This is a genomic window from Pseudomonas trivialis (assembly GCF_036864995.1).
In the GTDB taxonomy this organism is placed as follows: domain Bacteria; phylum Pseudomonadota; class Gammaproteobacteria; order Pseudomonadales; family Pseudomonadaceae; genus Aquipseudomonas; species Aquipseudomonas trivialis.
Genome location: NZ_CP142151.1, coordinates 4,979,085 through 5,003,568 on the forward strand (window position 1 = coordinate 4,979,085; position 24,484 = coordinate 5,003,568).

At 60.5% G+C, this 24,484-nt stretch carries 25 protein-coding genes; 12 read left to right on the forward strand and 13 right to left on the reverse strand.

Annotation, left to right across the window (positions count from 1 at the left end):
- The first annotated feature begins 31 nt into the window (after positions 1–31).
- The 3 genes from VRB54_RS22060 (at position 32) to VRB54_RS22070 (ending at position 2,107) form a co-directional block, all read left to right on the forward strand.
- On the forward strand, positions 32–1,135 hold the full coding sequence (locus VRB54_RS22060; RefSeq protein WP_338478746.1) for a PepSY-associated TM helix domain-containing protein: 1,104 nt from the start codon (positions 32–34) through the stop codon (positions 1,133–1,135).
- Entirely contained in the window at positions 1,132–1,314 is a 183-nt protein-coding gene (locus tag VRB54_RS22065) for a hypothetical protein (RefSeq protein ID WP_209985641.1), read from the forward strand. The genes VRB54_RS22060 and VRB54_RS22065 overlap by 4 nt, the downstream gene beginning before the upstream one ends.
- Positions 1,315–1,477: 163 nt before the next feature.
- Positions 1,478–2,107, forward strand: a complete 630-nt coding sequence (locus VRB54_RS22070) for a glutathione S-transferase family protein (protein WP_338478747.1) — start codon at positions 1,478–1,480, stop codon at positions 2,105–2,107.
- 199 nt (positions 2,108–2,306) lie between these two features.
- Here the strand turns inward: VRB54_RS22070 and creD are convergent, their stop codons facing one another.
- From creD to VRB54_RS22090, 4 genes are read right to left on the reverse strand one after another with little or no spacing between them, the layout of a single operon-like run.
- Positions 2,307–3,653 carry a cell envelope integrity protein CreD gene (gene creD / locus VRB54_RS22075; protein WP_338478748.1) on the reverse strand — a complete coding sequence of 449 codons (1,347 nt, stop codon included), beginning with the start codon at positions 3,651–3,653 and terminating at the stop codon, positions 2,307–2,309.
- A gap of 52 nt (positions 3,654–3,705) precedes the next feature.
- Complete coding sequence (creC, locus tag VRB54_RS22080; RefSeq protein ID WP_338478749.1) at positions 3,706–5,145, reverse strand: two-component system sensor histidine kinase CreC; 1,440 nt, start codon at positions 5,143–5,145, stop codon at positions 3,706–3,708.
- Complete coding sequence (gene creB / locus VRB54_RS22085) at positions 5,145–5,813, reverse strand: two-component system response regulator CreB (RefSeq protein ID WP_338478750.1); 669 nt, start codon at positions 5,811–5,813, stop codon at positions 5,145–5,147. Before creB ends, creC begins: the two co-directional genes overlap by 1 nt.
- A gap of 9 nt (positions 5,814–5,822) precedes the next feature.
- Positions 5,823–6,323: an ATP-dependent zinc protease gene (locus tag VRB54_RS22090; protein ID WP_209985655.1), complete on the reverse strand. Its 501-nt coding sequence runs from the start codon at positions 6,321–6,323 to the stop codon at positions 5,823–5,825.
- A 173-nt stretch (positions 6,324–6,496) separates the two neighbouring features.
- On the opposite strand from VRB54_RS22090, the gene VRB54_RS22095 reads away from it, so the two are divergent.
- Entirely contained in the window at positions 6,497–7,384 is an 888-nt protein-coding gene (locus VRB54_RS22095) for an acyltransferase (RefSeq protein WP_338478751.1), read from the forward strand.
- On the opposite strand, the gene VRB54_RS22100 is transcribed toward VRB54_RS22095, so the two are convergent.
- Positions 7,381–7,953, reverse strand: a complete 573-nt coding sequence (locus VRB54_RS22100) for a DUF2780 domain-containing protein (protein ID WP_322212080.1) — start codon at positions 7,951–7,953, stop codon at positions 7,381–7,383. The genes VRB54_RS22095 and VRB54_RS22100 overlap by 4 nt on opposite strands.
- Before the next feature lie 127 nt (positions 7,954–8,080).
- Here VRB54_RS22100 and VRB54_RS22105 point away from each other — a divergent pair, with 127 nt between their 5' ends.
- From VRB54_RS22105 to VRB54_RS22140, 8 genes are all read left to right on the forward strand, one after another.
- Positions 8,081–8,707, forward strand: a complete 627-nt coding sequence (locus VRB54_RS22105) for an RNA polymerase sigma factor (protein ID WP_338478752.1) — start codon at positions 8,081–8,083, stop codon at positions 8,705–8,707.
- Positions 8,704–9,381, forward strand: a complete 678-nt coding sequence (locus VRB54_RS22110) for an anti-sigma factor (RefSeq protein WP_338478753.1) — start codon at positions 8,704–8,706, stop codon at positions 9,379–9,381. The genes VRB54_RS22105 and VRB54_RS22110 overlap by 4 nt, the downstream gene beginning before the upstream one ends.
- An 85-nt stretch (positions 9,382–9,466) precedes the next feature.
- Positions 9,467–9,925, forward strand: a complete 459-nt coding sequence (locus tag VRB54_RS22115; RefSeq protein WP_338478754.1) for an anti-sigma factor domain-containing protein — start codon at positions 9,467–9,469, stop codon at positions 9,923–9,925.
- Positions 9,926–10,334: 409 nt separating this feature from the next.
- Positions 10,335–10,595 (forward strand): hypothetical protein, encoded by a 261-nt coding sequence (locus VRB54_RS22120; RefSeq protein WP_338478755.1) that lies wholly within the window; start codon positions 10,335–10,337, stop codon positions 10,593–10,595.
- Between the two features lie 512 nt (positions 10,596–11,107).
- Positions 11,108–11,278 (forward strand): hypothetical protein, encoded by a 171-nt coding sequence (locus VRB54_RS22125; RefSeq protein WP_338478756.1) that lies wholly within the window; start codon positions 11,108–11,110, stop codon positions 11,276–11,278.
- Positions 11,279–11,358: 80 nt separating this feature from the next.
- Complete coding sequence (locus tag VRB54_RS22130) at positions 11,359–12,288, forward strand: ThiF family adenylyltransferase (protein ID WP_322212084.1); 930 nt, start codon at positions 11,359–11,361, stop codon at positions 12,286–12,288.
- 21 nt (positions 12,289–12,309) lie between these two features.
- A complete protein-coding gene (locus VRB54_RS22135) occupies positions 12,310–12,798 on the forward strand; it encodes an HIT family protein (RefSeq protein WP_322212085.1) in 489 nt (162 codons plus the stop codon).
- Between the two features lie 232 nt (positions 12,799–13,030).
- Positions 13,031–14,452 (forward strand): IS1182 family transposase, encoded by a 1,422-nt coding sequence (locus VRB54_RS22140; protein ID WP_338481142.1) that lies wholly within the window; start codon positions 13,031–13,033, stop codon positions 14,450–14,452.
- A gap of 129 nt (positions 14,453–14,581) precedes the next feature.
- On the opposite strand, the gene fdhA is transcribed toward VRB54_RS22140, so the two are convergent.
- The 8 genes from fdhA to VRB54_RS22180 form a co-directional block, all read right to left on the reverse strand.
- Entirely contained in the window at positions 14,582–15,781 is a 1,200-nt protein-coding gene (fdhA, locus tag VRB54_RS22145) for a formaldehyde dehydrogenase, glutathione-independent (RefSeq protein ID WP_090401752.1), read from the reverse strand.
- A gap of 183 nt (positions 15,782–15,964) precedes the next feature.
- Positions 15,965–16,822 carry a formyltetrahydrofolate deformylase gene (gene purU, locus VRB54_RS22150; RefSeq protein ID WP_003234431.1) on the reverse strand — a complete coding sequence of 286 codons (858 nt, stop codon included), beginning with the start codon at positions 16,820–16,822 and terminating at the stop codon, positions 15,965–15,967.
- A 10-nt stretch (positions 16,823–16,832) separates the two neighbouring features.
- Positions 16,833–17,465: a sarcosine oxidase subunit gamma gene (locus tag VRB54_RS22155; RefSeq protein WP_338478757.1), complete on the reverse strand. Its 633-nt coding sequence runs from the start codon at positions 17,463–17,465 to the stop codon at positions 16,833–16,835.
- A gap of 129 nt (positions 17,466–17,594) precedes the next feature.
- The gene (locus VRB54_RS22160) at positions 17,595–20,612 is read right to left on the reverse strand and encodes a sarcosine oxidase subunit alpha (RefSeq protein WP_338478758.1); all 3,018 of its coding nucleotides are present in this window, start codon (positions 20,610–20,612) and stop codon (positions 17,595–17,597) included.
- On the reverse strand, positions 20,609–20,911 hold the full coding sequence (locus VRB54_RS22165) for a sarcosine oxidase subunit delta (protein WP_003234437.1): 303 nt from the start codon (positions 20,909–20,911) through the stop codon (positions 20,609–20,611). The genes VRB54_RS22160 and VRB54_RS22165 overlap by 4 nt, the downstream gene beginning before the upstream one ends.
- A gap of 15 nt (positions 20,912–20,926) precedes the next feature.
- On the reverse strand, positions 20,927–22,177 hold the full coding sequence (locus VRB54_RS22170) for a sarcosine oxidase subunit beta (RefSeq protein WP_209985679.1): 1,251 nt from the start codon (positions 22,175–22,177) through the stop codon (positions 20,927–20,929).
- 22 nt (positions 22,178–22,199) lie between these two features.
- On the reverse strand, positions 22,200–23,453 hold the full coding sequence (gene glyA / locus VRB54_RS22175; protein WP_338478759.1) for a serine hydroxymethyltransferase: 1,254 nt from the start codon (positions 23,451–23,453) through the stop codon (positions 22,200–22,202).
- A 236-nt stretch (positions 23,454–23,689) separates the two neighbouring features.
- Complete coding sequence (locus VRB54_RS22180; RefSeq protein ID WP_338478760.1) at positions 23,690–24,418, reverse strand: TraX family protein; 729 nt, start codon at positions 24,416–24,418, stop codon at positions 23,690–23,692.
- Positions 24,419–24,484 lie beyond the last annotated feature (66 nt).

Below are 24,484 nucleotides of genomic sequence, written 5' to 3' on the forward strand. Positions count from 1 at the left end.
GACGGCTTCGGTGCGTTTGAAGGCTAGAAAAATGAAAAGCAAAACCATCCGCCGCTGGTCCTTCATCCACACCTGGACCAGCCTGATCTGCACCGTATTCCTGTTGCTGCTCGCCCTCACCGGGCTGCCGCTGGTGTTCCATCATGAGATCGACCACCTGCTGGGCAATGAGCCGACGCTTGCGCAGATGCCGGCCGACACGCCGCAGCTCGATCTGGAACGACTGGTCGCCAAAGCCCAGGCCCATCGCCCGGGCGAGGCCATGCAGTACCTGGCCTGGGACGAGGACGACAAAAACGGGGTGATCGCGATCATGGCGGCGACCGCCGGCACCGAGCCCAATTCGTCGCACACCTTCATGCTCGACGCACGCACCGGTGAATCGGTGGAGATGCCCTCGGCCAATGGCGGTTTTACGCTGTTCGTGCTGCGCCTGCATGTGGACATGTTCGCCGGCCTGCCGGGCAAGTTATTGCTGGCGTTCATGGGCTTGCTGTTTGTGCTGGCGATTGTCTCCGGCACGGTGCTGTACCTGCCGTTCATGCGGCGCTTGAAATTCGGCACGGTGCGCCAGGATAAATCCACGCGCCTGCGCTGGCTCGACCTGCACAACCTGCTCGGCGCGGTCACCCTGACCTGGGCGCTGGTGGTGGGCGTGACCGGCGTGATCAGTGCCTGCGCCGACCTGATCATCGCTGCCTGGCGCGCCGACAGCCTCAGCGCCATGATCGAACCCTACAAAAACGCCCCGCCGCTGACGCAGCGCGCACCGGTCACAGAGTTGCTGAGCATTGCCGCCAACGCAGCGCCGGGCATGCAGCCGGACTTCATCGCCTTCCCTGGCACACGCTTTTCCAGCGAGCACCACTACGCCGTGTTCATGAAAGGCAGCACGCACCTGACCTCGCACCTGCTCACGCCGGTGCTGATCGACGCCCGCACCCTGGCCGTCACCGCCATTGCCGAACGGCCGTGGTACATGGACGCCATGGGCATGTCGCAGCCATTGCACTTTGGTGACTACGGCGGCATGCCGATGAAGATCCTGTGGGCGGTACTGGATGTGCTGACCATCATTGTGCTGGGCAGCGGGGTGTACCTGTGGCTCGTGCGGCGCAAGGCGGGCAAGGCATGAAACCGCGCCAGTCGAGTTTCTGGAAGGTGTTTGGCATACCGCTGGGGATCGGTCTGCTCAGTGCCGCCGGGCTGTTTGCAGCGCTGTTGGGCGACGGGCTCTGGGACGTTTTGAGCTGGGTGGGGCTGGGAGTTCCTGCGGTGATTGGCGCCTGGGGGTTGTTGGCGCGGCGCGGCTGAGTGCGCTATCGGGAGCAGGCCCCTCCCACATTTTGAATTGTGAATACTTTCAAAATGTGGGAGGGGGCTTGCTCCCGATGAGGCCCGAAAAAACACCACAATCTCCTCGCCAGCCACCGCCCAACCTCATAGGCTAGGCCCCAGTCCACTTCGAGGAATGCCCATGTCCACGCCCAGCATGACCCTGTTCCATAACCCCGCTTCACCCTTCGTGCGCAAAGTCCGTGTGCTGCTGATCGAAACCGGCCAGCAGGACCGCGTGGCCCTGCACGACTGCGTGCCGACGCCGGTCAGCCCGGACGCCCAAGTGGTGCAAGGCAACCCTGTCGGCAAGATCCCGGCCCTGCGCCTGACCGATGGCAGCATGCTGCACGACAGCCGAGTGATCCTCGATTACCTCGACCACCAGCACGTCGGCAACCCACTGATCCCTCGCGACGGCTCAGCCCGCTGGCGCCGCCTCACATTGGCCTCGATGGCCGACGGCATCCTGGATGCCGCCGTGCTGACGCGCTACGAGCTCGCCCTGCGCCCGGTGGAAAAACACTGGGCCCCGTGGCTGGATGAACAACGCAACAAAATACGCCGCACCCTCGCCGAGCTGGAACAGGATGCGATGGCCGAGCTGACCAGCCATTTCGACGTCGCCGCCATCAGCATGGCCTGTGCCCTGGCCTACCTCGATTTCCGTCATGCGGATATGCAATGGCGGGCGGATAACCCCAGGCTTGCGCAGTGGTATGCCGAGGTCAGCCAGCGGCCTTCGATGCTGCAGACCCAGCCACCTGCCTGACGTTCTGTGGCGAGCGGGCTTGCCCCGCGTTGGGCTGCGAAGCAGCCCCCTCAAGCAGATTGCGGTGCTTCAGACACTCCTCTGCGGCTGGTTTTGGGGCTGCTGCGCAGCCCAGCGCGGGGCAAGCCCGCTCGCCACAACAGCGTGTTGATCCTGCTCACCAACTGGTCCCTTAACTGTTGATCCTCGCGCAAGCCCATCATTGCTCAACCCCCTTGCGCCGGCCCACGCCGTACCAATCCAGTTTGCGCGTCAGCACCATCACCGTGCCGAGCAGGGCGAACAGCAACAGCGAGCCCATCAGCAGCGCATAATCCTCTGCGCCGAGCAGCCTGTACAACAAGCCATACAGCGCCGCCAACCCCGCCGAGAATCCCAGGCCATGGGCAAGGCTGCGCAGCACATGGCACAGGTAAAAGCCGATCAACAGCACACAGGCACTCGCCGAGATCAGATAGGCCAGGGCGAACCCCAGGTGCTCGGCCAACGACAGCAGCAGCAGGTAAAAGAACGCCAGGGCCACACCCACCAGGGCGTACTGGATCGGGTGCAGCGCGAGGTTCTTCAGCACTTCGAACAGGAAGAAGCCGCCAAAAGTGAGGGCGATGAACAGCAACGCGTATTTGATCGCGCGGTCGCTCTTGAGGTACTGGTCCACCGGATCGATGAAGTTCACGCCGAAGCTGCGGTTGTTGAAGTCCTCACAGGCCTGGCGGTCCAGGCAGCTTTGCAGGGCTTGCTCCAGGTTGGTGGCGAAAAACGAGGTTTGCCAGCGAGCGGTAAAGCCCTTGTTCGTCACCTCCCGTTGCGTCGGCAGGAAGTTGCCGATAAAGCTGGGGTGCGGCCAGTTGGAAGCGAGTGACACCTGGCTGGTCTTGCCCACTGGCACCACGTGCATCTGTTCGGTGCCTTGCAGGCGCAGGTCGAACGCGAACTCCAGCGCGGCGGGCTTGTGGCTGTCCAGCGCCGGCAGCGCCACGTGCACCCCCTCCCCCAGCCAGTCCACCTGGGAGCCCGGTGCGAACGCGAGGCGCTGGCTGCCCAGTTCCAGTTTCAGCGCATTTTCGATGCCGCGAATATCACTGACACCCACCGCCAGAAACGCCGGCTCAAAGCGGTAATCGGCAAAATTCTCGGTAATGCCCAACTGCTCAGGCAACTCGAAACGCCCGCTGATGCGGTTGTCGGCATGGAACAGCCGCGCCTGGTAGATGCCACGCGTACGCAGCTCGGTGTGCACCTGGCCATCGAGTTCAAAGCGCTCCGGCAGGAAATACAGACGACCGCGTTCTTCACGGGTTTCTTCGTAGCGTTGATTGAGTTTTTCATTGAGCTTCCACTCGCGCACGGTCCTGCGATACGGCACCACCATCACCGGCCCGGTGAGGCGCTGTGGGTAACTGGAGCTGCGGGCGATATCCGCCAATACGTCATCGCGCCTCTGCTGACGATCACTGATGAGGCCATCGATCATCATCAACGGAATCAGCAACAGCAACATCAGCAGCGCAATGGCGCCAAGTTTGTAAAGCAAGCTGCGGTTCATGGGGCTCTCCCTGTTTTGGATGGGCAGAGCGTGAGCCGCGCATGTGGGCGATTTATGTGGGCATCGTGGAGACTGTGTGGAGATGCAGCACCACTTGCACGCCGCCCGGCACATTGCCGATGTCCATGGCGCCGCCGTGCAGCTTCATCACTTCCTCGACAAAGTTGAGGCCCAGGCCGGTACTTTTGCGTCCGCTGGCCGGGCGCGGCAGCGAGTAAAAGCGCTCGCTCAGGCGCGGCAGGGCATAGTCGGGAATCGGCTGCGCCTGGTTGAACAGGCTGACGTCCACATCGTGATGCCGCACCTGCGCGCTAAACCTCAGCGTGCCGCCCGCCGGGGTGAAATCCAGAGCGTTATCGAGCAGATTGCCCAGCGCCTGGCGCAACAGAAAGGGCTCGCCGAACACCTGCACATCCGCCGCAATGGCCTGCTCAACCCGCAGCCCGGCGCCTTCGATACGCGCGCACTGCGCCTTGAGCACCTCATCGACCAATGCCCCCAGCGCAATGCTCGCCTGCTCTTCCAGGCCCTGGCGCTGTTCGACCTGCGCCAGGTTCAGCAGGCGTTCGATCAGGTGCTGCAGACGCGCGCTTTCGCTGTCGATATTGCCGACGAAGCGCTGCTGCTGCTCGCGGCTCATATCGCCCTGCAACAACTCCGCCGCGCCGCGAATCGCCGCCAGCGGGCTTTTCAACTCGTGGGTCAGGGTGTGCACGTAATGCTCGACGTATGCCTTGCCTTCCAATTGCGTGCGCATGTGCTCCACGGCGGTGGACAACTGCTTGAGCTCGCCACCCCGGTAATGCGGCAACTCGGCACGACTCCCTTCGCTCACCGCCTCGGCATAGGCGGTGAGACGCCGCAAGGCAGCGCTCAGCCACCACGACAGCAACGCGCCGAGCAGCAGGCCGAGCACCACCAGCCCGGCGCCGTACCACAGCAAACGGCGCTCGGTGCGGTCGACATAGGGCTGCAAGGAACTGTTGGGCTTGGCCACGGTGACCACGCCGATGATCCGGCCGTTGTCGCGGATCGGTGCGCCCACGTGCATCACCGACGAGGCCGGGTCGTCGGGGTCGCTGCGGGTGGAGCGCGCGCCGTATTCACCGCGCAGGGTCAGGTACACGTCATTCCAGCGGGAATAGTCCTGCCCCAGCGCTTCGCCCGCGGAGTCGAGCAGTACACGGCCTTGGGCGTCGGTCACATAGATGCGATGGTTGACCTGGTTTTTCGGCAGCCCCCAGATGGTCGCGCCCGGCTGGCGGCTGCCGTAGGCCGTGAGCAGCTGCGGCCAATGGCTTTGGCCAAGGGTGCCGTTCTTCACGTCATTGCGCAGCACTTCGGCCAGCAGGTTCGCGGTGTCCACCAGGGTTTCCTCGGTGGACTGGCGCACACCGGGGCGGATTTCGTTCATGACGGTGCTGAGCACGAAATAACCGGTAAGGCCGATAAACAGCGCATACACCAGGAAAATCCGCAGCCCCAGGCGCATCAGCTGTTGCCGGGGCTGTAGCTGTAGCCGAGGCCGCGATGGGTCTGGATCGGCTCGGCCTGCGCCGCCACGCTGCGCAATTTGCTGCGCAGGCTTTTGATGTGAGTGTCGATATTGCGCTCGTAGCCGGCGTCGGCGGGCACGCCCACCGCGTCCAGCAGTTGCTCGCGACTGAATACTCGCTCGGGTTGCTCCAGCAGGCTTTGCAACAGGCGGAACTCATGGCGGGTCAGGCTCAGGGGCTGGCCGCGATAGGTGATCTGCATGCGCTCCCGATCAATCTGGAACACTGCGGGCGCCACAACCGGGCCGACCCGCTTGAGAATCGCCCGCACCCGCGCCGCCACTTCACGCGGGCTGAACGGCTTGACCACATAGTCGTCGGCGCCGATCTCCAGCCCCACCACCCGGTCGATCTCGCCATCCCGGGCACTGAGAAACATCACGGGCACTTCGCTGAAACGGCGCAATTGCCTGCAGGTTTCAAAGCCGCTGATATCCGGCAGGCCAATGTCGAGAATCACCAGGTCGGCCGGGGTCTGGCGCTGATGCGCAAGCGCCGCCTGGCCGAGGGTCAGCCAAGTGGTGGCGAACCCTTCGCCCTGCAGGGCGAAGATCAGCGTATCGGCAATTGCGGCTTCGTCTTCGACAATCAGGATGTGCGCCATGGCGATCCGTCAGCAGTCCGGTTTGTCGGCAGTGTAGCGCCGCGCCGGGTTCACCGCCGCGCCGAATTCGCGCAGGGCCTTGGCGCCGATCAGCAGCGGATAGTTGAAGCTGCTGCGGTCGGTGAGGTTGACCTCGACGGTGCGCTTGACGTCGCCCAGGCACATTTCCAGGTCGATCACCGGGCGCTTGGTCACGCTGGTCTCGTCCTTGTCGTCATCCTCGTCAGCGCGGCTCTTGATCTTGCTGATGCGCGCGACCTTGTGCTCGTACACCTTGTTCGACGCGTCCTGGCCGCCTAGGCGAAAGCGCACCCAGTCGTCGCCGTCACGGGTGAAAGTCTGAATGTCGCGGGCCGACAGCGAGGCGGTCAGCGCGCCGGTGTCCATCTTGGCCTTGAAGGTCTCGCCGATCTCCGGCAACTGGATGTATTCGTAGCGCCCGTAGAGGGTCGGTTCGGCGGCCATGACGGGCAGGGCAACCAGGGTGAACGCGGCAAGGAGCAATTTCACGGCGTGATTTCCTCGAAAGAAGGTGGGCGGATTCTAGACCGCAAACCCGGCACTTAGTTGGATGAGCGAGCATAGCGTGCCCGTTGTGAAACATTCGTGGGGTGATTTGCGATTTGGCCTCTGCACTGCGCTTGCTTATGATGAGCGGCCCACAAGCATTCCAAGAGTTGCTTATGCGCCGCCTGCTCACCGGCTGTTCCGTCACGTTGCTGCTGTTGCTCAATACGCTGATCCTGATCGGCCCGTTACTGGTGTTCGCGCTGCTCAAGCTGGCAGCGCCGGGGCGCTGGCGCGACCATGCCTCGGCGGCGGTGATGTGGATCGCCGAGACCTGGGCCGAGATCGACAAGCTTATCTTCTCGCTGTGCATCCCGACCCAGTGGGACATTCGCGGCGGCGCCGACCTGCGACGCGACACCTCCTACCTGGTAATCAGCAATCACCAGTCGTGGGTGGATATTCCGGCACTGATCCAGGCGCTCAACCGGCGCACGCCATTTTTCAAGTTTTTCCTGAAAAAAGAACTCATCTGGGTGCCCTTCCTGGGCCTTGCCTGGTGGGCGCTCGACTACCCGTTCATGAAGCGCTACACCAAGGCGTTCCTGGCCAGACACCCGGAGCTGGCAGGGCAGGACCTGAAGATCACCAAACAGGCCTGTGAACTGTTCAAGCGCCAGCCGGTGACGGTGGTCAATTACCTGGAGGGCACGCGGTTCAACGAAGCCAAGCGGGTGCAGCAGGAATCACCCTTTACCCGCCTGCTCAAGCCCAAGGCGGGCGGCGTGGCGTTTGTACTGGCGGCGATGGGTGAACAGCTGGACGCGATCCTTGATGTGACCGTGGTTTACCCACAGGCAAAGATCCCGGGGTTCTGGGACTTGATCAGCGGCGGCGTGCCAACCGTGATCGTGGATATCCGCACCCGTGAGCTGGATCCGGCGTTGTGGCAGGGGGATTACGAAAACGATCCGGTGTTTCGCCAGACCGTCCAGAACTGGGTCAACCAGCTCTGGCAGGAGAAAGACGCGCGCATCGAACAGCTGCGCGCGCAGCAGGCTTAGCTGCCGGTGCCCCAGGCCTGGGCCAGCTTGCCCAGTACCGAGCCATTGGCGCCCTGACTGCCCAGGTATTGCAGGATCACCGGCGCAAACTGACCGATCATGCCGCTGTCCATGCCCAGGGCGCTGAACGCGGTGTTCAGGTCGTTGGTGTTCTTCACGTTGCCCAGCAGGCCGTCCAGGCCGCTGGTCTTGCTGCCGCCGCTCTGGCCGAGCATCCCGCTCAAGGCCCCGAGGCTGCCCAGTGCATTGTCGCCGGACAGCTTGTCCAGCCCCGGCACGCTCTTGGCCAATTGCGAATAGTCGTTGCCGCTCAGTTGGTTCTTGGCCAGGCCCAGCATGGCGCCGGTGCCGCCCACGGCCTGTTCGGGGGTGACATTGAGTTGCGAGGTGAGTGCGCTCAGCAGACCGGCCGTCTCGGACGACGGCGCGGCGGCAGCGGCCTTGTTGTTGCCGCCCTGCATGCCGGAAATCGCATTGGCCGCATCACCAAGGCTGAACCCTGCGGCGAACACCGGGGCCGCTGCCAGGGTCATCAGGCAGGAAAGGGCGAAACCGCGTGAAATTTTCATCGAAACAACCTCTGCAGGTGGGGGCGAAAGCAGGCGTTGGACTGGCGATAACAGGGCTTGTTCCCAACCGCATCCGAAACGCCTCGGCCCGCGTATAACGCTTACAGGCCGCCCGGAGCTGGATGGAATGACTGCGCAAATTGGATTACCCTCTGCCCACCGTGCGCAGTCCCGTCGCCCTCGTTCGAGAGCCTGGAGAAGCCCCATTACGCTGACCGATGCTGACCCATTACGCCCGCTGCTGGCCCAATGCGCCCTGGGCAACCGCCAGGCGTTCGAAACCCTGTACCGCAGCGTTTCGCCGCGCCTGCATGGGGTGGCCTACCGCTTCATGGGCCGTGCGGACCTCGCCGAGGACGTGTTGCAGGAGGCCTTCGTGCGCATCTGGTACAACGCGTCGCGCTACGAGCCACACCTCGCGTCGCCCATGACCTGGATGGTGAACATCACCCGCAACCTGGCCATCGACCAATTGCGCAAACGCCGTGAGCAACCCCTTGTCGACGGCCAGCAGGATGCCCTGCTCGACGAAGGCCCCAGCGCCTATGACCGGCTCGACAGCGAACGCAACGCCCGCGCCCTCAACCGTTGCCTGGACACCCTCGACGGCATGCAGCGCCAATCGATCACCGTGGCTTACTTTCGAGGCTTGTCATGCTCGGAGCTGGCCGAACACCTGGCGGCCCCCCTGGGCTCGGTCAAATCCTGGATTCGTCGCGGCATGGAACGCCTGCGCAGGTGCCTTGAATCATGAACTACCACACCACCGCCCTGCGTCGCGCCCTGGCCGCCGACTACGCTATCGGGCTGATGCCCGCCACCGCCCGTCGGCGGTTTGACGCCCTTCTGCTTAATGATGCCGCCTTGCGCGCAGAGCTTGGGCATTGGCAGGAGGCCCTTGCCAGCCTCACTGGCAGCCTGCCCGAACGCGCGGTGCCCGATCACGTGTGGTCAGCCATTCAGGCACGGATCGAGCCGCAGAGGCTGCACGTACCGGCGAAAAAACCGTGGTGGATGAAAATGCGCCTGCTGGCAACCGTGTGCGCCTTGATCGTGGCAGTGTTGATCGGCGTGCTCTACCCACGCGACACAGGCCTTGCATACCGCACCACGCTGGTCGCCGCCGACCAGCAGCCAGCGTTGCGGATCGACACGTTTGCCGATCACCTGCAGGTTGAACCGCTCGCAATAGCCGCATTGACGCCTGCGCAGGCGCTGGAATTATGGGTTATTCCCGCCGGTGGCAAACCGATCTCCCTGGGGTTGGTACCGACTGCAGGCAGGGGCCGAATTCCGTTGAGCGAGGCACAGCAAACGCTGCTCAAAGCCCCGGCCACTCTCGCCGTCACACTCGAACCCGAAGGTGGGTCACCGAGCGGCCAGCCGACCGGCCCAGTGCTATATAAAGGCCAATTGGCATCACTCTGACGAAGATCGCCGACGATGGGCTCCGGAACCCATCTTCATTGGCAAGGTCCATGAACTGACTACAAAATTTGTCAGGAAGAGACTTATGACTGCGATCCAACCCCCAGTGATTGAGCACAAGCCTCCATTCTGGAGCCGTGCGCGCCTGTTTATCGGCGCCTGTGTCGTCGTGGTTGCCGGTGTCGGCGGCGCGCTCTACACCAAAGACAGCGTCAAATCCGCCGCCACCCTGGTGACGACCGCCCAGCAGCCGGCAGCGCAGATCATGGCGCACAAGGATTACCTCGAAGTGCAGCCGATTGCCGCCACGGCCCCGGCGCCCGACCAAAGCCTGGAACTGTGGGCCATCCCCGAAGGCGGTACGCCCGTGTCCCTGGGGCTGTTGCCGGAAGACGGCAAAGGCATCATCGGCCTGAACCCGCGCCAGCAGGAAACCATCAGCAAACCGGTGGAATTGATGGTGAGTTCGGAAACCAAGGGCGGTTCGCTGAGCAAGCAGCCCACAGGCCCGACGGTGTACCAGGGTGCACTGGCTACCCGCTGACTCAAATCTATTGAACACAGCAGAACCCATGTGGGAGGGGGCTTGCCCCCGATGGCGGTGGATCAGCTACAAGTATGCTGACTGACACACTGCTATCGGGGGCAAGCCCCCTCCCACATTTGAACCGCATCGGCTGGGTGACTTGCTCGTGGCGGAGGATGACGCTTATAGTTCGGCCGTCGTCCACATGGCGATACGGGTTTGGCGACCCGGTGAATGGTGCAAAAGCTTCTGCTTTTTTGCAGGTTCTTTTGTAGCCGCAATAGCTGCTTTCATGGCGGCTGTGCGCGGGAGACCTTCAGGTCTGCCGGTTCCATTCCCGGTTCGCCAACCTGCGTACAGCTGCCACCCAATTCGTTTGGCGACGAATACGTGTGTAGCCCACCTCTATTTGAATGGGTTTTAAAACATGAACCGATACATACCACTCACCGGTCACGACAGCACCACCCCTTCCCTGCTCATCGACACCCAAGTCCCGCTGGACGTGCTCCACGACGCTGCGCTCTACCGCATCCTCGCCGTCACCCAAGTCATGGAAAACCTGGCCTTTCGCGAAGGCCTGCAAACCGACAACGTCATCCTCCAGGACTTTGCCCTGCTCTGCGCCATCCCGTTGCGCGATGGTTGTGATTTGCTGGATGTGATCAGCCGGCGGCTGCAATCGTAGGCATAGACCTGAACTTAAGTAGCCCGTTTCCGAAACATTAGTCCCCCCCTGCATGCGTCTTACATCAGTTGTAGTGCCTTCTATAGTCGTGTGCGCCACATTCACTAAGAGGTGCTAACAATGCAGGGGCCTTCTGCATTTACTTTTGAACTACATCCAACTCTTTCACTGTTCGGCTACAGACTTTCGTTAAATACCCACACATAAATTAAGCTCGAAATCTTCTATCACAATATTGCAATGCTAGGGCGTTGCGCGAGCAATTATTAACCAACGAAGACAGATCAATAGCATCTTCTACCGCCGCACAAGCAAGACCGACGCAATCTAAATGCCCATCATATTTTGATTAGGAAGTACCCTCAAACACAGGACATCATTCCCGCGTTCTCTCGGTCAAAAGCCTGTAACAGCAAAATAACTAAGTCGGGAGTGGGGGAGCGGTAGGAAGTCCTTGAAAATCCTCAACACAAACTGACGACCTCAGTTAAAAACCAAAAATGGAGTAAGTAATGAAAACAATGCTCGGAGTAGCAGCGGTAATTCTGATGGGAGCCCCTATTGCTCACGCTTCTGTAAAAGACGCCAAGGAAATATCAGAACTAACCACAAAAAAACAAACAATAACCCCCACCAAATTACTATTGCAGCTTTTGACAGGTCGAGATGCACCCGCGGCATGATTGCACTGTTACCTTTTTGCAATAATTAAATCGTAGGCTATCAGGGGATCTATTCCCCTGATATCCATTTTAAGGCATTCATGGAAGATCTAATTTACTTTACTGAAAACGTTCCTTCCGGAGTTATCGTCCCATCGACAGTCTTTACCTACCAAGGAGAAGAAGTTTTAATCAGTGGGCCAGCAGGCGTCTCGCGCATTTCGGCGAGTGATGAAGATGGCTTTCGAGAAGCCTTGGTCGGTGCAGGATCGTTGATTGAGGGACTTCCTGACGAAGTCCGCGGTATCATTGAGTTACTTGCTGATCCAATAACCAGCAGAACTGTCAGTTATCTGCTTTGCTCTGCGAAAAGCTGCCGCGATGTCATAGAGGACGTGATGGCACTTAGCCAGGCAAAAGTTATGATTGTAGGCTGCGGTGGTATAGGCAGTTCTGTGTGCATGTTATTAGCAGGTGCCGGCGTCAAAAACTTCTATTTAGTAGACGCTGATGTGATCGAGAAGAGTAATCTGAATCGACAATTTTTCTGGACGCTGAAAGATATCGGGCAAAAGAAAATCCATGTATTGAAACAGGCGCTTGATGCCCGATTTGAAGGTATCAGCGTCGATTACCTGGATGCAAAAGCCGACATGGATCATCTCTGCCAGATGGCTGCACTAGGTTTCGATGGCGTCGCTATTACGGCTGATAATCCTCCTACCTTGGCCAGAGATGGATGGAAAATATCGAAGACCTGTGGGATTCCAGTTGTAGCCGGTGGTTACCTGCACCATCTTTGCGCGTCATTTCACTTCGAGCCTCACGATTATCACGTTGTTGAAGAGGCAGCTCAAATGGCTGAGAACGAAAAATGGGCAGCCCTACCGAGCGCTATTATGCCCAGCTATGGGCCAATGAATTTATCGCTCGCTGCGGCATTGAGTTCAAACTTGATATCTTCTATAGCTAAATGCTCATTTGGAACACAGGAAACAAGTATAGCTCGTTGGGACTCCCGAACCACTTAGCCCACTAGAAGAGGTTTACACGTGCATAATAAAGGATGTATTTTTTGCGAAATCGTACATAGACAAGCGCCTTCACACATTTTCTGGGAGGATGATATGCATATTGCATTTCTTTCGATTTTCCCAAACACGGTTGGCGCTACAGTTGTCATTCCAAAGAAACATTATTCCAGCTATGCATTTGCTCAGGATGATGCGCCACTTGCTGAGCTCGTAATTGCCTCGAAGAAAATTGCGAGGATTCTTGATGACACACTGGAGGATGTGGGGCGAACCGCAATGGTTTTTGAAGGATATGGTGTAGACCATCTTCACGCGAAACTCTTCCCAATGCACGGGACGGGAAACCATAGCGAATTTAAAAAAATCTCATCAAATATTGATAGGTTTTTCGACCGGTACGAGGGATATATTTCTTCACATGATTGGCGACGTGCAGATGATGAGCAGCTAGCAGCCTTGGCGCAAAATTTAACTAGTGCAAGCAATCTGAAAAGTTGTTCTTCATGATTCCGCGAACCGTGCTTAGGCATGTTGCCCCGCCAAAGCGCGATGCGCGCTCTGACTACTAGAGGGATTTATTGCCCTGCATGCACCATAACAGCGCGGCATCGATAAATGCTGAAAGCATAGAATTCCTAAGACACAAAAAGGGCGATCCGTAGCAGACTGTGTGAAAACCTAGCAATCTGCTGGCCGGTTAAAGAAGATGCCCGTATCGCAAGATACGGGCATTTTGCTTATGCGCTATATCCAAGGTGAAGACCGCTCCCAGAGCGCGCTGTTTCCACTTTCGCTGGACGAACTTATCCCCGATGACCATCTGATTCGGGTGATCGAGGCCTACATTTCCCTGCTGGACCTTGAGCCGTTGGGTTTCGACAAAGCCAGGCCCAAGGCCACGGGACGCCCTTCGTACGATCCTGCCGATCTGCTCAAACTCTATTTGTACGGCTATTTCCAGCGTATTCGCTCGTCGCGACGACTCGAGGCCGAGTGTCAGCGCAACGTTGAAGTCATGTGGCTGTTGGGCCGACTGGCCCCTGACTTCAAAACCATCGCTGATTTTCGCCGTGACAACAGTGCGGCGTTCAGCGCCACCTGCCGCGCCTTTGTTCAGTTTTGCCGACACGCTGGCCTGATTGCTGGCGAGCTGGTGGCCATCGATGGCAGCAAGTTTCAGGCAGTGGCTTCGAATCGAAAGCACATGACGCCGAAAAAGCTCAAACACCAGGAAGCGGCGCTCGGGAAGCGCATTGCACGCTATTTGGCGCAGCTCGATGAGGCGGATCGTGGCGAGGAAGGGGAATTCATTGACCGCTCGGCGGTGCAGGCGACGCTTCGGGAGTTGCAGGTAAAAAAGGCCAATAACCAGACTTGCCAACTGCTCATGGAAGCTCAAGGTCTGGTTCAACACATTGTGGGCGAGTCCGATGCGCAAAAAATGCGCACGCCTTCTGGCAAGTTCGTGGCGTACAACATCCAAAGCGCCGTGGACGCTGAACATTGTCTGATTCTGCACCACGAGGTAACTCAGGATGGCGCTGATCGGCAGCAGCTTGAGCCAATGGCAAAAGCTGCTAAAACCGAGCTGAATCAATCGCAATTAAGCGTCACGGCCGATGCCGGCTACTCCAATGGCGAACAGTTTCAAGCCTGTGAAGATGTCGGCATCATGGCCTTCGTACCGCCTAATCGCTCGGTCAACAATCAAGGTGACGGTACTGTGTTTTTTGATCGCACGGACTTCAAATACGAGGAACAACGCGACGCTTATCAATGCCCTGGCGGTAAATGGCTAACACTTAAGCAGATGAGCAAGGCAATCGGATTTATCAGGCGACTATCGCCGATTGGCGTTTGTCCGTTAAAAAGCCGCTGTACCAAAACGAGCCGCCGCTACCTCACGCGCCATGCTCATGAAGCCGCTTTTGAACGGATGGAGCAGCGAATGCGGGCCCATCCCGAGATGATGGCTAGCCGACGATCTATCGTCGAACACCCCTTCGGTAATCTCAAGCAATGGCTATTTGGCAATGGCCGGTTCTTGCTACGACAGCTGAAAGGCGCCAGAGCCGAAATGGCACTGGCGGTACAAGCCTACAACCTGAAAAGGGCGATCAAGGTGCTCGGAGCACAAAAGCTGATGGCGTTGACGGGCTGAGAGGCCCATTATTTTTCAGATTTCAGAAAAGCCAATGCCCCGACAAGTCGGGGCATTGGCTTTTAAGTAGCGGCAGACTGCGTTTTCACACAGTCTGCCGTAGGTCGCCCTTTTCATTGGCACAACGATTTACGCCGCGCTGAACAGCTTATGCGGATCAATCACAAACTTCTTCGGCACACCTGCATCGAACTCGCCATAGCCACGCGGCGCGTCATCCAGGCTGATGACCTGCACACCGACGATGTCGGCAATGTTGATGCGGTCCCACATGATCGCCTGCATCAGTTGGCGGTTGTACTTCATCACCGGCGTCTGCCCGGTGTGGAAGCTGTGGGATTTGGCCCAGCCCAGGCCAAAGCGGATGCTCAGGCTGCCCATTTTCGCGGCGGCGTCCACCGCGCCTGGGTCTTCGGTGACGTACAGGCCCGGAATACCGATCTTGCCCGCCACGCGCACCACGCCCATCAGCGAGTTGAGCACGGTGGCCGGCGCTTCGGCCTTGACGCCGTCGTGGCCGTGGCCGCGTGCTTCGAAGCCCACGCAGTCAACGGCGCTGTCCACTTCGGGCTCGCCCAGCAATGCGGCGATCTGTTCGTGCAGCGGGGTGTCGGTGGACAAGTCGGCAATTTCGAAACCCTGGGCCTTGGCGTGCGCCAGGCGGATCGGGTTGACGTCGCCGATGATCACCACCGCCGCGCCCAGCAGACGCGCGGAAGCCGCTGCGGCCAGACCGACCGGGCCGGCACCGGCGATGTACACGGTGCTGCCTGGGCCGACGCCGGCAGTGACAGCGCCGTGGTAGCCCGTCGGCAGGATGTCGGAGAGGCAGGTCAGATCGCGGATTTTCTCCATGGCCTTGTCGCGGTCCGGCAGCTTCAGCAGGTTGAAGTCCGCGTACGGCACCAGCACGTATTCAGCCTGACCGCCGGTCCAGTCACCCATGTCGACATAGCCGTAGGCGCCACCGGCACGGGCCGGGTTGACGGTCAGGCACACGCCGGTGTGTTGCTCCTTGCACGAGCGGCAGCGACCGCACGCCACGTTGAAGGGTACGGAGACCAGGTCGCCGATTTTCAGGTTCTCGACATCGCTGCCCTTCTCGATCACTTCACCGGTGATTTCGTGACCGAGCACCAGGCCGGTCTGGGCAGTGGTGCGGCCGCGCACCATGTGTTGGTCGGAGCCGCAGATGTTGGTGGAGACCACGCGCAGGATAACGCCGTGTTCAATCTTCCTGCCACGGGGGTCCTGCATTTTGGGATAGTCGATTTTCTGTACTTCGACCTTGCCGTTGCCGAGATACACGACACCACGATTACCAGACATGCTTTCACCTCGCTGTTGTTTTTATGGAACTGCGTTGCCCCTTTTGGGTGGGCAGCGCGTTAAGTGCTCGGGTACAGATGCTGTTTCCTTGTGTTTTTCCTGCGGGCCTCATCAGGGGCGAGCCCCCTCCCACAGGGGAGTGCATTCCAAATGTGGGAGGGGGCTTGCTCCCGATGGCGCCAGTCAGAGCACCACGGTCCTATTGGCATTGAGAAACACCCGCCGCTCAATGTGATACCCCACCGCCCGCGCCAACGTCAGCCCTTCGATATCCCGCCCCTTGGCAATCAAGTCCTCGGGATAGTGACTGTGGTCCACCACTTCCACCCCCTGGGCAATGATCGGGCCTTCATCCAGATCGTTATTGATGTAATGCGCCGTGGCACCGACCAGCTTCACCCCCTTGTTGTACGCCTGGTGATAAGGCTTGGCGCCCTTGAAGCCCGGCAGCAACGAGTGGTGGATGTTGATCGCCTTGCCGTCCAGCTTGCGGCACAGCTCCGGCGACAGCACTTGCATGTAGCGCGCAAGAATCACCAGTTCTGCGCCCGTCTCTTCAATCACCTGCCACACCTGACGCTCCTGGGACGGTTTGTCGTTGGGGTCGAGGGGGAAATGGTAGTAGGGAATCTGGTGCCAGTCGGCCAACGGTTGCAAATCAGGGTGATTGGACACCACCGCGACCACGTCCATTGACAGTTGGCCGATGCGTTGGCGATACAGCAGGTCGTTGAGGCAGTGATCGGCCTTGGAGACCATGATCACCACTTTTGGCCGGTAGTTCGGCGCCGTCAGCTCGAAGATCATGCCAAAGGCTTCACCGCGCGTGGCCAGGCCATCGCGAAAACCCTGCTCGTCAAAACCATCTGGCTGGCGAAATTCCACCCGAATAAAAAATCTTCCCGAGAGGCGATCGTCGAACGAATGGTGCTCGGTGACGTAGCAGCCCTGCTCGAACAGGTAGCGGGTGACCGCGTCCACCGTGCCGAGCACGCTGGGGCAGTCGGCAGTCAAAATCCATGTATCGGGTGCGCGGCTCATGGTTTATTCCTCAGGCTTGAACACTCAGGCCGAACTCGGCCGAGGCATCCTGCAGCCACAACCACCAGTAATCCGAGAAGCTGCGACGAATCAGCAGTTCCCAGGTGTCTTCTGCCGTGTGGCGGATCACCAGTTGCGACTTGGCGAACACCGTGCCCACCGCCTTGCCCACCGGGAAGTTGTTGGGGTGCACGTCGTAGCTGGTGGACTTCATCAGCACATCGCGCACGTTCGGGCCGCTGAGCTCGAGGATCTGCTGGCCGCCGCTGACGTTGACGATCTGGATATGCAGCTCGCCCAGGGCCGCGCGCAGGTTTTGCTCGGCGGCAAACTCTTCACCGCCTGGCACGATCAACAGCCACTCATCCGGGCCGAGCCATTGCAGGCTGGTTTCGCCCTTGACGATGACCTGCAGGGCGCCCGGCAACTCAATGCCCAGGGCTTTGTGCACGCCAGCGGCGAAGGCGGCGTCATGGCCATCGCCACGGATGGTCAGGTGGCCGAGGAGTTTCTTTTCACGCACGGTCACGCCGGCATTGTTGCGGCCCTTGCCGACCAGGCTGGCGAGGTCGGCATGGTGCAGCGAGGATTCGGCTTTGGCGCCGGTGGTGGGGCGTTGTTGGTAAACATTGGCTGCTGTCATAAAGCACCTATCTGAATTCTGGGGTGACTGTTCAGGCCTCATCGGGAGCAAGCCCCCTCCCACATTTGAAATGTATTCACAAATCAAAATGTGGGAGGGGCTTGCTCCCGATGGCCGCGCCGCGGTCTATCAGATGTTCTGCCGATCCCCTTTCGGATCAAAGAACACCGAGGACACAATCTCCGCCTCGATCACACTGCCATCCGCCTGCGGCGAGAACACCCGTTCGCCGATGCGCTTCAAGCCGCCCTTCACCACACCCATGGCAAACGAATAACCCAGGGAGTTGTGCGCATAACTTGAGGTAACGTGACCGACCATCTTCATCGGAATCGTCTGCTTGGCATCCAGCACAAGCTGCGCGCCTTCGGGCAGCCACACATTCGGATCGATCGGCTTCAAGCCCACCAGTTGCTTGCGCTCTTCACGCACACAGTCTTCACGGTTCATGCCGCGCCAGCCGATCCACGAGAACGGCTTGGTGCGGCCTACGCACCAGCCCATGTTCAGGTCGTCCGGGGTCATCGAGCCGTCAGTGTCCTGGCCGACGATGATGAAGCCCTTCTCGGCCCGCAGTACGTGCATGGTTTCGGTGCCGTACGGGGTCAGGTTGTACTTTTTGCCGGCCTCGACGATTTTCTCCAGCACGCCCATGGCGTAGTCGGCCTGCACGTTGACTTCATACGACAGCTCACCGGTAAACGAGATGCGGAACACCCGCGCCGGGACGCCGCCGACCAGGCCTTCCTTCCAGGTCATGAACGGGAAGCCGTCCTTGTCCAGGTCGATATCGGTCACCTCACTCAGCAGCTTGCGGCTGTTGGGGCCGGACAGGGTCATGGTCGCCCAGTGGTCGGTGACCGAGGTGAAGTACACCTTGAGATCCGGCCATTCGGTCTGTTGGTAGATTTCCAGCCACTGCAGCACGCGAGCGGCGCCGCCGGTGGTGGTGGTCATCAGGAAGTGGTTGTCGGCGAGGCAGGCGGTTACGCCGTCGTCGAAGACCATGCCGTCTTCCTTGCACATCAGGCCGTAGCGCGCCTTGCCCACGTCGAGCTTGGTCCACGCATTGGTGTAGATACGGTTGAGGAACTCGCGGGCATCCGGGCCTTGAATGTCGATCTTGCCGAGGGTGGACGCGTCCAGCAGGCCGACGCTGTCGCGCACAGCCAGGCATTCGCGTTTCACTGCGGCGTGCAGGTCTTCACCGTTGCGCGGGAAGTACCACGGGCGTTTCCACTGGCCGACGTCTTCAAACTCGGCGCCGTTCTTCACGTGCCAGGCTTGCAGCGCGGTGTAGCGCACCGGTTCGAAGATGTGCCCACAGTGGCGGCCCGCTATCGCGCCGAAGGTGACCGGCGTGTAGTTGGGACGAAACATGGTGGTGCCCATCTGCGGGATGGTCACGTTCAGCGAGCGCGCGGCAATGGCCAGGCCGTTAACGTTACCCAGCTTGCCCTGGTCGGTGCCGAAGCCCAGCGCGGTGTAGCGCTTGACGTGTTCGACCGACTCGAAGCCCTCGCGGGTCGCCAGTTCGATGGCAGCGGCGGTGACGTCGTTCTGCAGGTCGACAAATTGTTTGGGCGCCCGTGCAGTGGCTTTGTCGTGGGGCACCTGGAACAGCGCCAGGGTTGGTTCTTCCAGACGGCTCAAGGCTTTTGGCAGCGTGCCTTCCACTGGCGCAAACCCGGCTTCGCTGGCCGCGCGCACGCCGCCTTCAAAACCGTCGGCCAACGAATCGCCAAGGCCATAAACGCCATTGATACCGCCGACGCACACGCGCTTCTGCGGCGCTTCGCCCGGCACGAAACCGAGGATGTCTTCACGCCAGGTCGGTTTGCCGCCCAGGTGCGAGGCCAGGTGCACCACCGGGCTGTAACCGCCGGAACTGGCGACCAGGTCGCAGTCCAGCCATTCGCCGGGGCTGCTGACTTTATGGGCTTTCACATCAATTGCGGCCACGCGTGCGGCGGTCACATGCTTGCTGCCACGCGCTTCGATCACGGCGCTGCCGGTGAGGATACGAATGCCCTTGGCGCGGGCTTCTTCCACCAGCGCGCCGCGTGGGTTGTGACGCGCATCGGCCACGGCCACCACGGTGAGGCCGGCGTCAAACCAGTCCAGTGCCACGCGGTAGGCATGATCGTTGTTGGTCGACAGCACCAGTTTCTTGCCCGGTGCCACGCCGTAGCGGCGCACGTAGGTCGACACCGCACCGGCGAGCATATTGCCCGGCACGTCGTTGTTGCCATACACCAGCGGACGCTCGCATGCACCGGTGGCCAGCACGACACGCTTGGCGCGCACCCGGTGGATACGCTGACGCACCACGCCAATCGGCGCACGGTCACCGAGGTGATCGGTGAGGCGTTCGTGAATGGTCAGGAAGTTATGGTCGTGGTAGCCGTTGACCGTGGCGCGGGGCAGCAGCACCACGTCCGGCAGAGCCTTGAGTTCTGCGATCACGCTGGCGACCCACTCGGTGGCCGGCTTGCCGTCGAGGCTTTCGCGCGAATCGAGCAACGAGCCGCCGAACTCTTCCTGCTCATCGGCGATGATCACGCGGGCACCGCTGCGTGCAGCCGCCAGTGCCGCGGCGAGGCCGGCAGGGCCTGCACCCACGATCAGCACGTCGCAGTGACGGTTGAAATTGTCGTAGGTGTCCGGGTCGTTCTCGGTCGGCGAGCGGCCAAGGCCGGCAGCCTTGCGGATGTACTTCTCGTAGGTCATCCAGAACGATTGCGGGTACATGAAGGTTTTGTAGTAGAAACCCGGCGGCATCAACTTGCCGCCGACCTTGCCGAGAATACCCATCATGTCGTTGTTCACGCTCGGCCAGCCGTTGGTGCTGGTGGCGACCAAACCCTGATACAGCGCCTGTTGCGTGGCGCGCACGTTGGGGATTTGCGTGGCTTCGGTGGCGCCGATCTGCAGCACCGCGTTCGGCTCTTCGGCGCCGGCGGCAAAGATGCCGCGCGGGCGCGAGTACTTGAAGCTGCGGCCGATGATGTCGACGCCGTTGGCCAGCAGGGCTGCGGCCAGAGTGTCGCCTTCAAAGCCTTTGTAGCTCTGGCCGTTGAAGGTAAACGTCAGGACCTTGTTGCGGTCGATGCGGCCACCGTTGGACAGGCGATTGATCTGGCTCATACCTTCTCTCCAGAGGCCTTGGCGGTGAATTGTGGCTGCTCACCGATCTTGTAGGTTTCAAGGATTTCGTAGGTCACGGTGTCGCGGGTGGCGTTGAAGTACTGACGGCAACCGGCGGCGTGAATCCACAGCTCGTGGTGCAGGCCACGGGGGTTGTCGCGAAAGAACATGTAGTCGCCCCACTCGGCATCGGTGCAGGCATTCGGGTCCAGCGGGCGCGGGATATGCGCTTGGCCGGACGCGTGGAATTCCTCTTCGGAGCGCAGTTCGCCACAGTGAGGACAGAAGATATGCAACATAGGAAATTTCTCCTGTTAGTGGGCGACGGCCGCAGCGCCGTGTTCGTCGATCAGCGCACCGTTGTGGAAACGGTCGATGGAGAAAGGTGCGGCCAATGGGTGCATTTCACCTTTGGCGAGGCTTGCGGCAAACACGTTGCCTGAGCCGGGAGTGGCCTTGAAGCCCCCGGTGCCCCAACCGCAGTTGAAGAACATGTTCGGTACCGGGGTCTTGGAAATGATCGGGCACGCATCCGGCGTGGTGTCGACGATGCCGCCCCATTGACGGTTCATGCGTACACGGGACAACACCGGGAACATCTCGACGATGGCCTGGATCGTGTGTTCGATCACCGGGTACGAGCCGCGCTGGCCGTAGCCGTTGTAGCCGTCGATACCGGCGCCGATCACCAGGTCGCCCTTGTCGGACTGGCTGATGTAACCGTGCACGGCGTTGGACATGATCACGCTGTCGATAATCGGCTTGATCGGCTCCGACACCAGCGCTTGCAGCGGGTGGGATTCGATTGGCAGACGGAAGCCCGCCAGCCCGGCCATGTGGCCCGAGTTACCGGCGGTCACCACACCGACGCGCTTGGCGCCGATAAAGCCCTTGTTGGTTTCCACACCGATGCACACGCCGTTTTCCTTGCGAAAACCGATCACTTCGGTCTGCTGGATCAAGTCCACGCCCAGTGCGTCAGCCGCGCGGGCAAAGCCCCAGGCCACGGCATCGTGACGGGCCACGCCGCCGCGACGTTGCACGGTGGCGCCCAGCACCGGGTAGCGAGTGTTCTTCGAGCAGTCGAGGTACGGGATCTCGTCGGCAACCTGTTTGGCGTTAAGCAGTTCGCCGTCCACGCCGTTGAGGCGGTTGGCGCTCACGCGGCGTTCGGAATCACGGATGTCCTGCAGGGTGTGGCACAGGTTGTAGACGCCCCGCTGGGAGAACATCACGTTGTAGTTGAGGTCCTGGGACAGGCCTTCCCACAGTTTCATCGCGTGTTCGTAAAGGTGCGCCGATTCATCCCACAGGTAATTGGAACGCACGATGGTGGTGTTGCGCGCGGTGTTACCGCCGCCCAGCCAGCCCTTCTCGACCACGGCCACGTTGGTGATGCCGTGCTCCTTGGCCAGGTAGTAGGCGGTCGCCAGACCATGCCCGCCACCGCCGACGATGACCACGTCGTAGACCTTCTTCGGGGTCGGCGTGCGCCACATCTTCTGCCAGTTTTCGTGATGGCTGAGGGAGTGCTTGAAGAGGCCGAAGCCCGAGTAGCGTTGCATAGTCATTACTCCAAAACCGCGCTCAGCGATAAACCGGGAAATCAGCGCACAGGGCAGACACGTGCTTGGCCACGTTGGCCTCGACGTCGGCATCGCCGAGGTTGTCGAGGATGTCGCAGATCCAGCCGGCCAGCTCGACGCACTGCGCCACTTTGAAACCGCGCGTGGTCACCGCCGGGGTGCCGATACGCAGGCCCGAGGTCACGAACGGCGACTGCGGGTCGTTCGGCACGGCGTTCTTGTTGACGGTGATGTGGGCGCGACCCAGGGCTGCGTCGGCGTCTTTGCCGGTGAGGCCCTGGCGGATCAGGCTGACCAGGAACAAGTGGTTGTCGGTGCCGCCGGAGACCACATCGTAGCCACGTTTGATAAACACTTCGGCCATCGCCTGGGCGTTGTCGATCACCTGTTGCTGGTAAACCTTGAAGCCAGGCTCAGCCGCTTCCTTGAAGCACACGGCCTTGCCGGCGATCACGTGCATCAGCGGGCCGCCCTGGGCACCGGGGAACACGGCGGAGTTGAGTTTTTTCTCGATCTCTTCGTTGGCCTTGGCCAGGATCAAACCGCCACGCGGACCGCGCAGAGTCTTGTGGGTGGTGGTGGTGACCACGTCGGCGTAGGGCAGCGGGTTCGGGTACAGGCCAGCGGCAACCAGGCCGGCGACGTGGGCCATGTCGACGAACAGCAGCGCGCCCACCTTGTCGGCAATCGCACGAAAGCGCGGGAAATCCAGAGTCTTGGAGTAGGCGGAGAAACCGGCCACGACCATCTTCGGCTTGTGCTCGACGGCCAGACGCTCGACTTCGTCGTAGTCGATCAGCCCGGTGTCGGTGTTGATGCCGTATTGCACCGCGTTGTACAGCTTGCCCGAGGACGACACTTTGGCGCCGTGGGTCAGGTGACCGCCGTGGGCCAGGCTCATGCCAAGGATGGTGTCGCCGGCGTTGATCAGCGCCAGGTACACCGCGCTGTTGGCCGACGAACCGGAGTGCGGCTGCACGTTGGCGTAATCGGCGCCAAACAGTTGCTTGGCACGCTCGATGGCCAGGGCTTCGACCTTGTCCACATGCTCGCAGCCACCGTAGTAGCGCTTGCCCGGGTAGCCTTCGGCGTATTTGTTGGTGAGGCCGCTGCCTTGCGCCTGCATCACACGTTTGCTGGTGTAGTTCTCCGACGCGATCAGCTCGATATGATCTTCCTGACGCTGCTCCTCGGCATTCATCGCCGCCAACAGTGCGTCGTCATATCCCTGGATCTGGTCTTGTTTGCTGAACATCGCGTCTCTCCCAGCCTTTCGTATTGTTGAGGCCCGTGCAGGGCCCTTTGATGCGATGGTAGGGCTGGGGCGTGCAGGTCAAATGCCTGCGCACGCCACGCAAAGGTGCGTTTACGACATCGCCTGAATATTGTGTAGAGGCCTCTGTGGGAGCTGGCTTGCCTGCGATGGCATCGCTGCGGTGCAACTGATGCTCCGAGGTGTCTGCACCGCAGGCAAGCCAGCTCCCACAGGGGTTAGGCGATGATCTTGCGAAGGAGGAAAAGCAGCAGAAAATGCGCCGGATACAAAGCATATGCCCAGCGACGCATGGCCGGCGGCGAGACATTTTTGACATGTCGCAACAAGACCAATCCGGCCAATGGCGCAATCAGGCACGCAGCCAGCCCGGTCAGCGCCACGATTGAGCCGCTATTGAGCAAAATCTGCCATTGATTAGCCGCCACACAAACCAAACCCGGTAACACACTGAAATACCATGGCCGGCGAAACACCAGCAGCATCGCCAGCGGCAGCAATACACCGAACACCCCGAACATCAAATGTGGGGAAAACACAGCACCTGACGCGAGCGCGATCAGCGCCAATCCTCGATCAATCAGCGCCTTCTGCTGCCATCCTCGGGCAACCAGCAGACCCAGCGCGAGGGTGGGCAGCACGTTCAAGGTATCGGCATCGTCGATAAACATCCGATACGGCACTTCGCTGATCACGCTGAACAGCAGCAGCCAGCCCAGATAACGCCAGTGGCCGGTCACCACTGCGGTGCGCATACGGTGCAGGTTCGCCGCAATCGCCAGGCAAAACCACGGGAACGCCAGGCGCCCCGGCACATACAGCCCATCCAGGCTCACACCGACGTAGCGCAGGTGATCGAGCACCATGCTCAGCAGCGCCAGCCACTTGAGCAGATCCAGGGCGCCATCACGCACGCGTGCGACAGGCGTAGTGTGAGTACCGTGCATAATTCCCCACTGACTTTGCATTTACAGTGCGTGCGCACCCCGGCCGATGTTGGGTAAAGTGCGCAC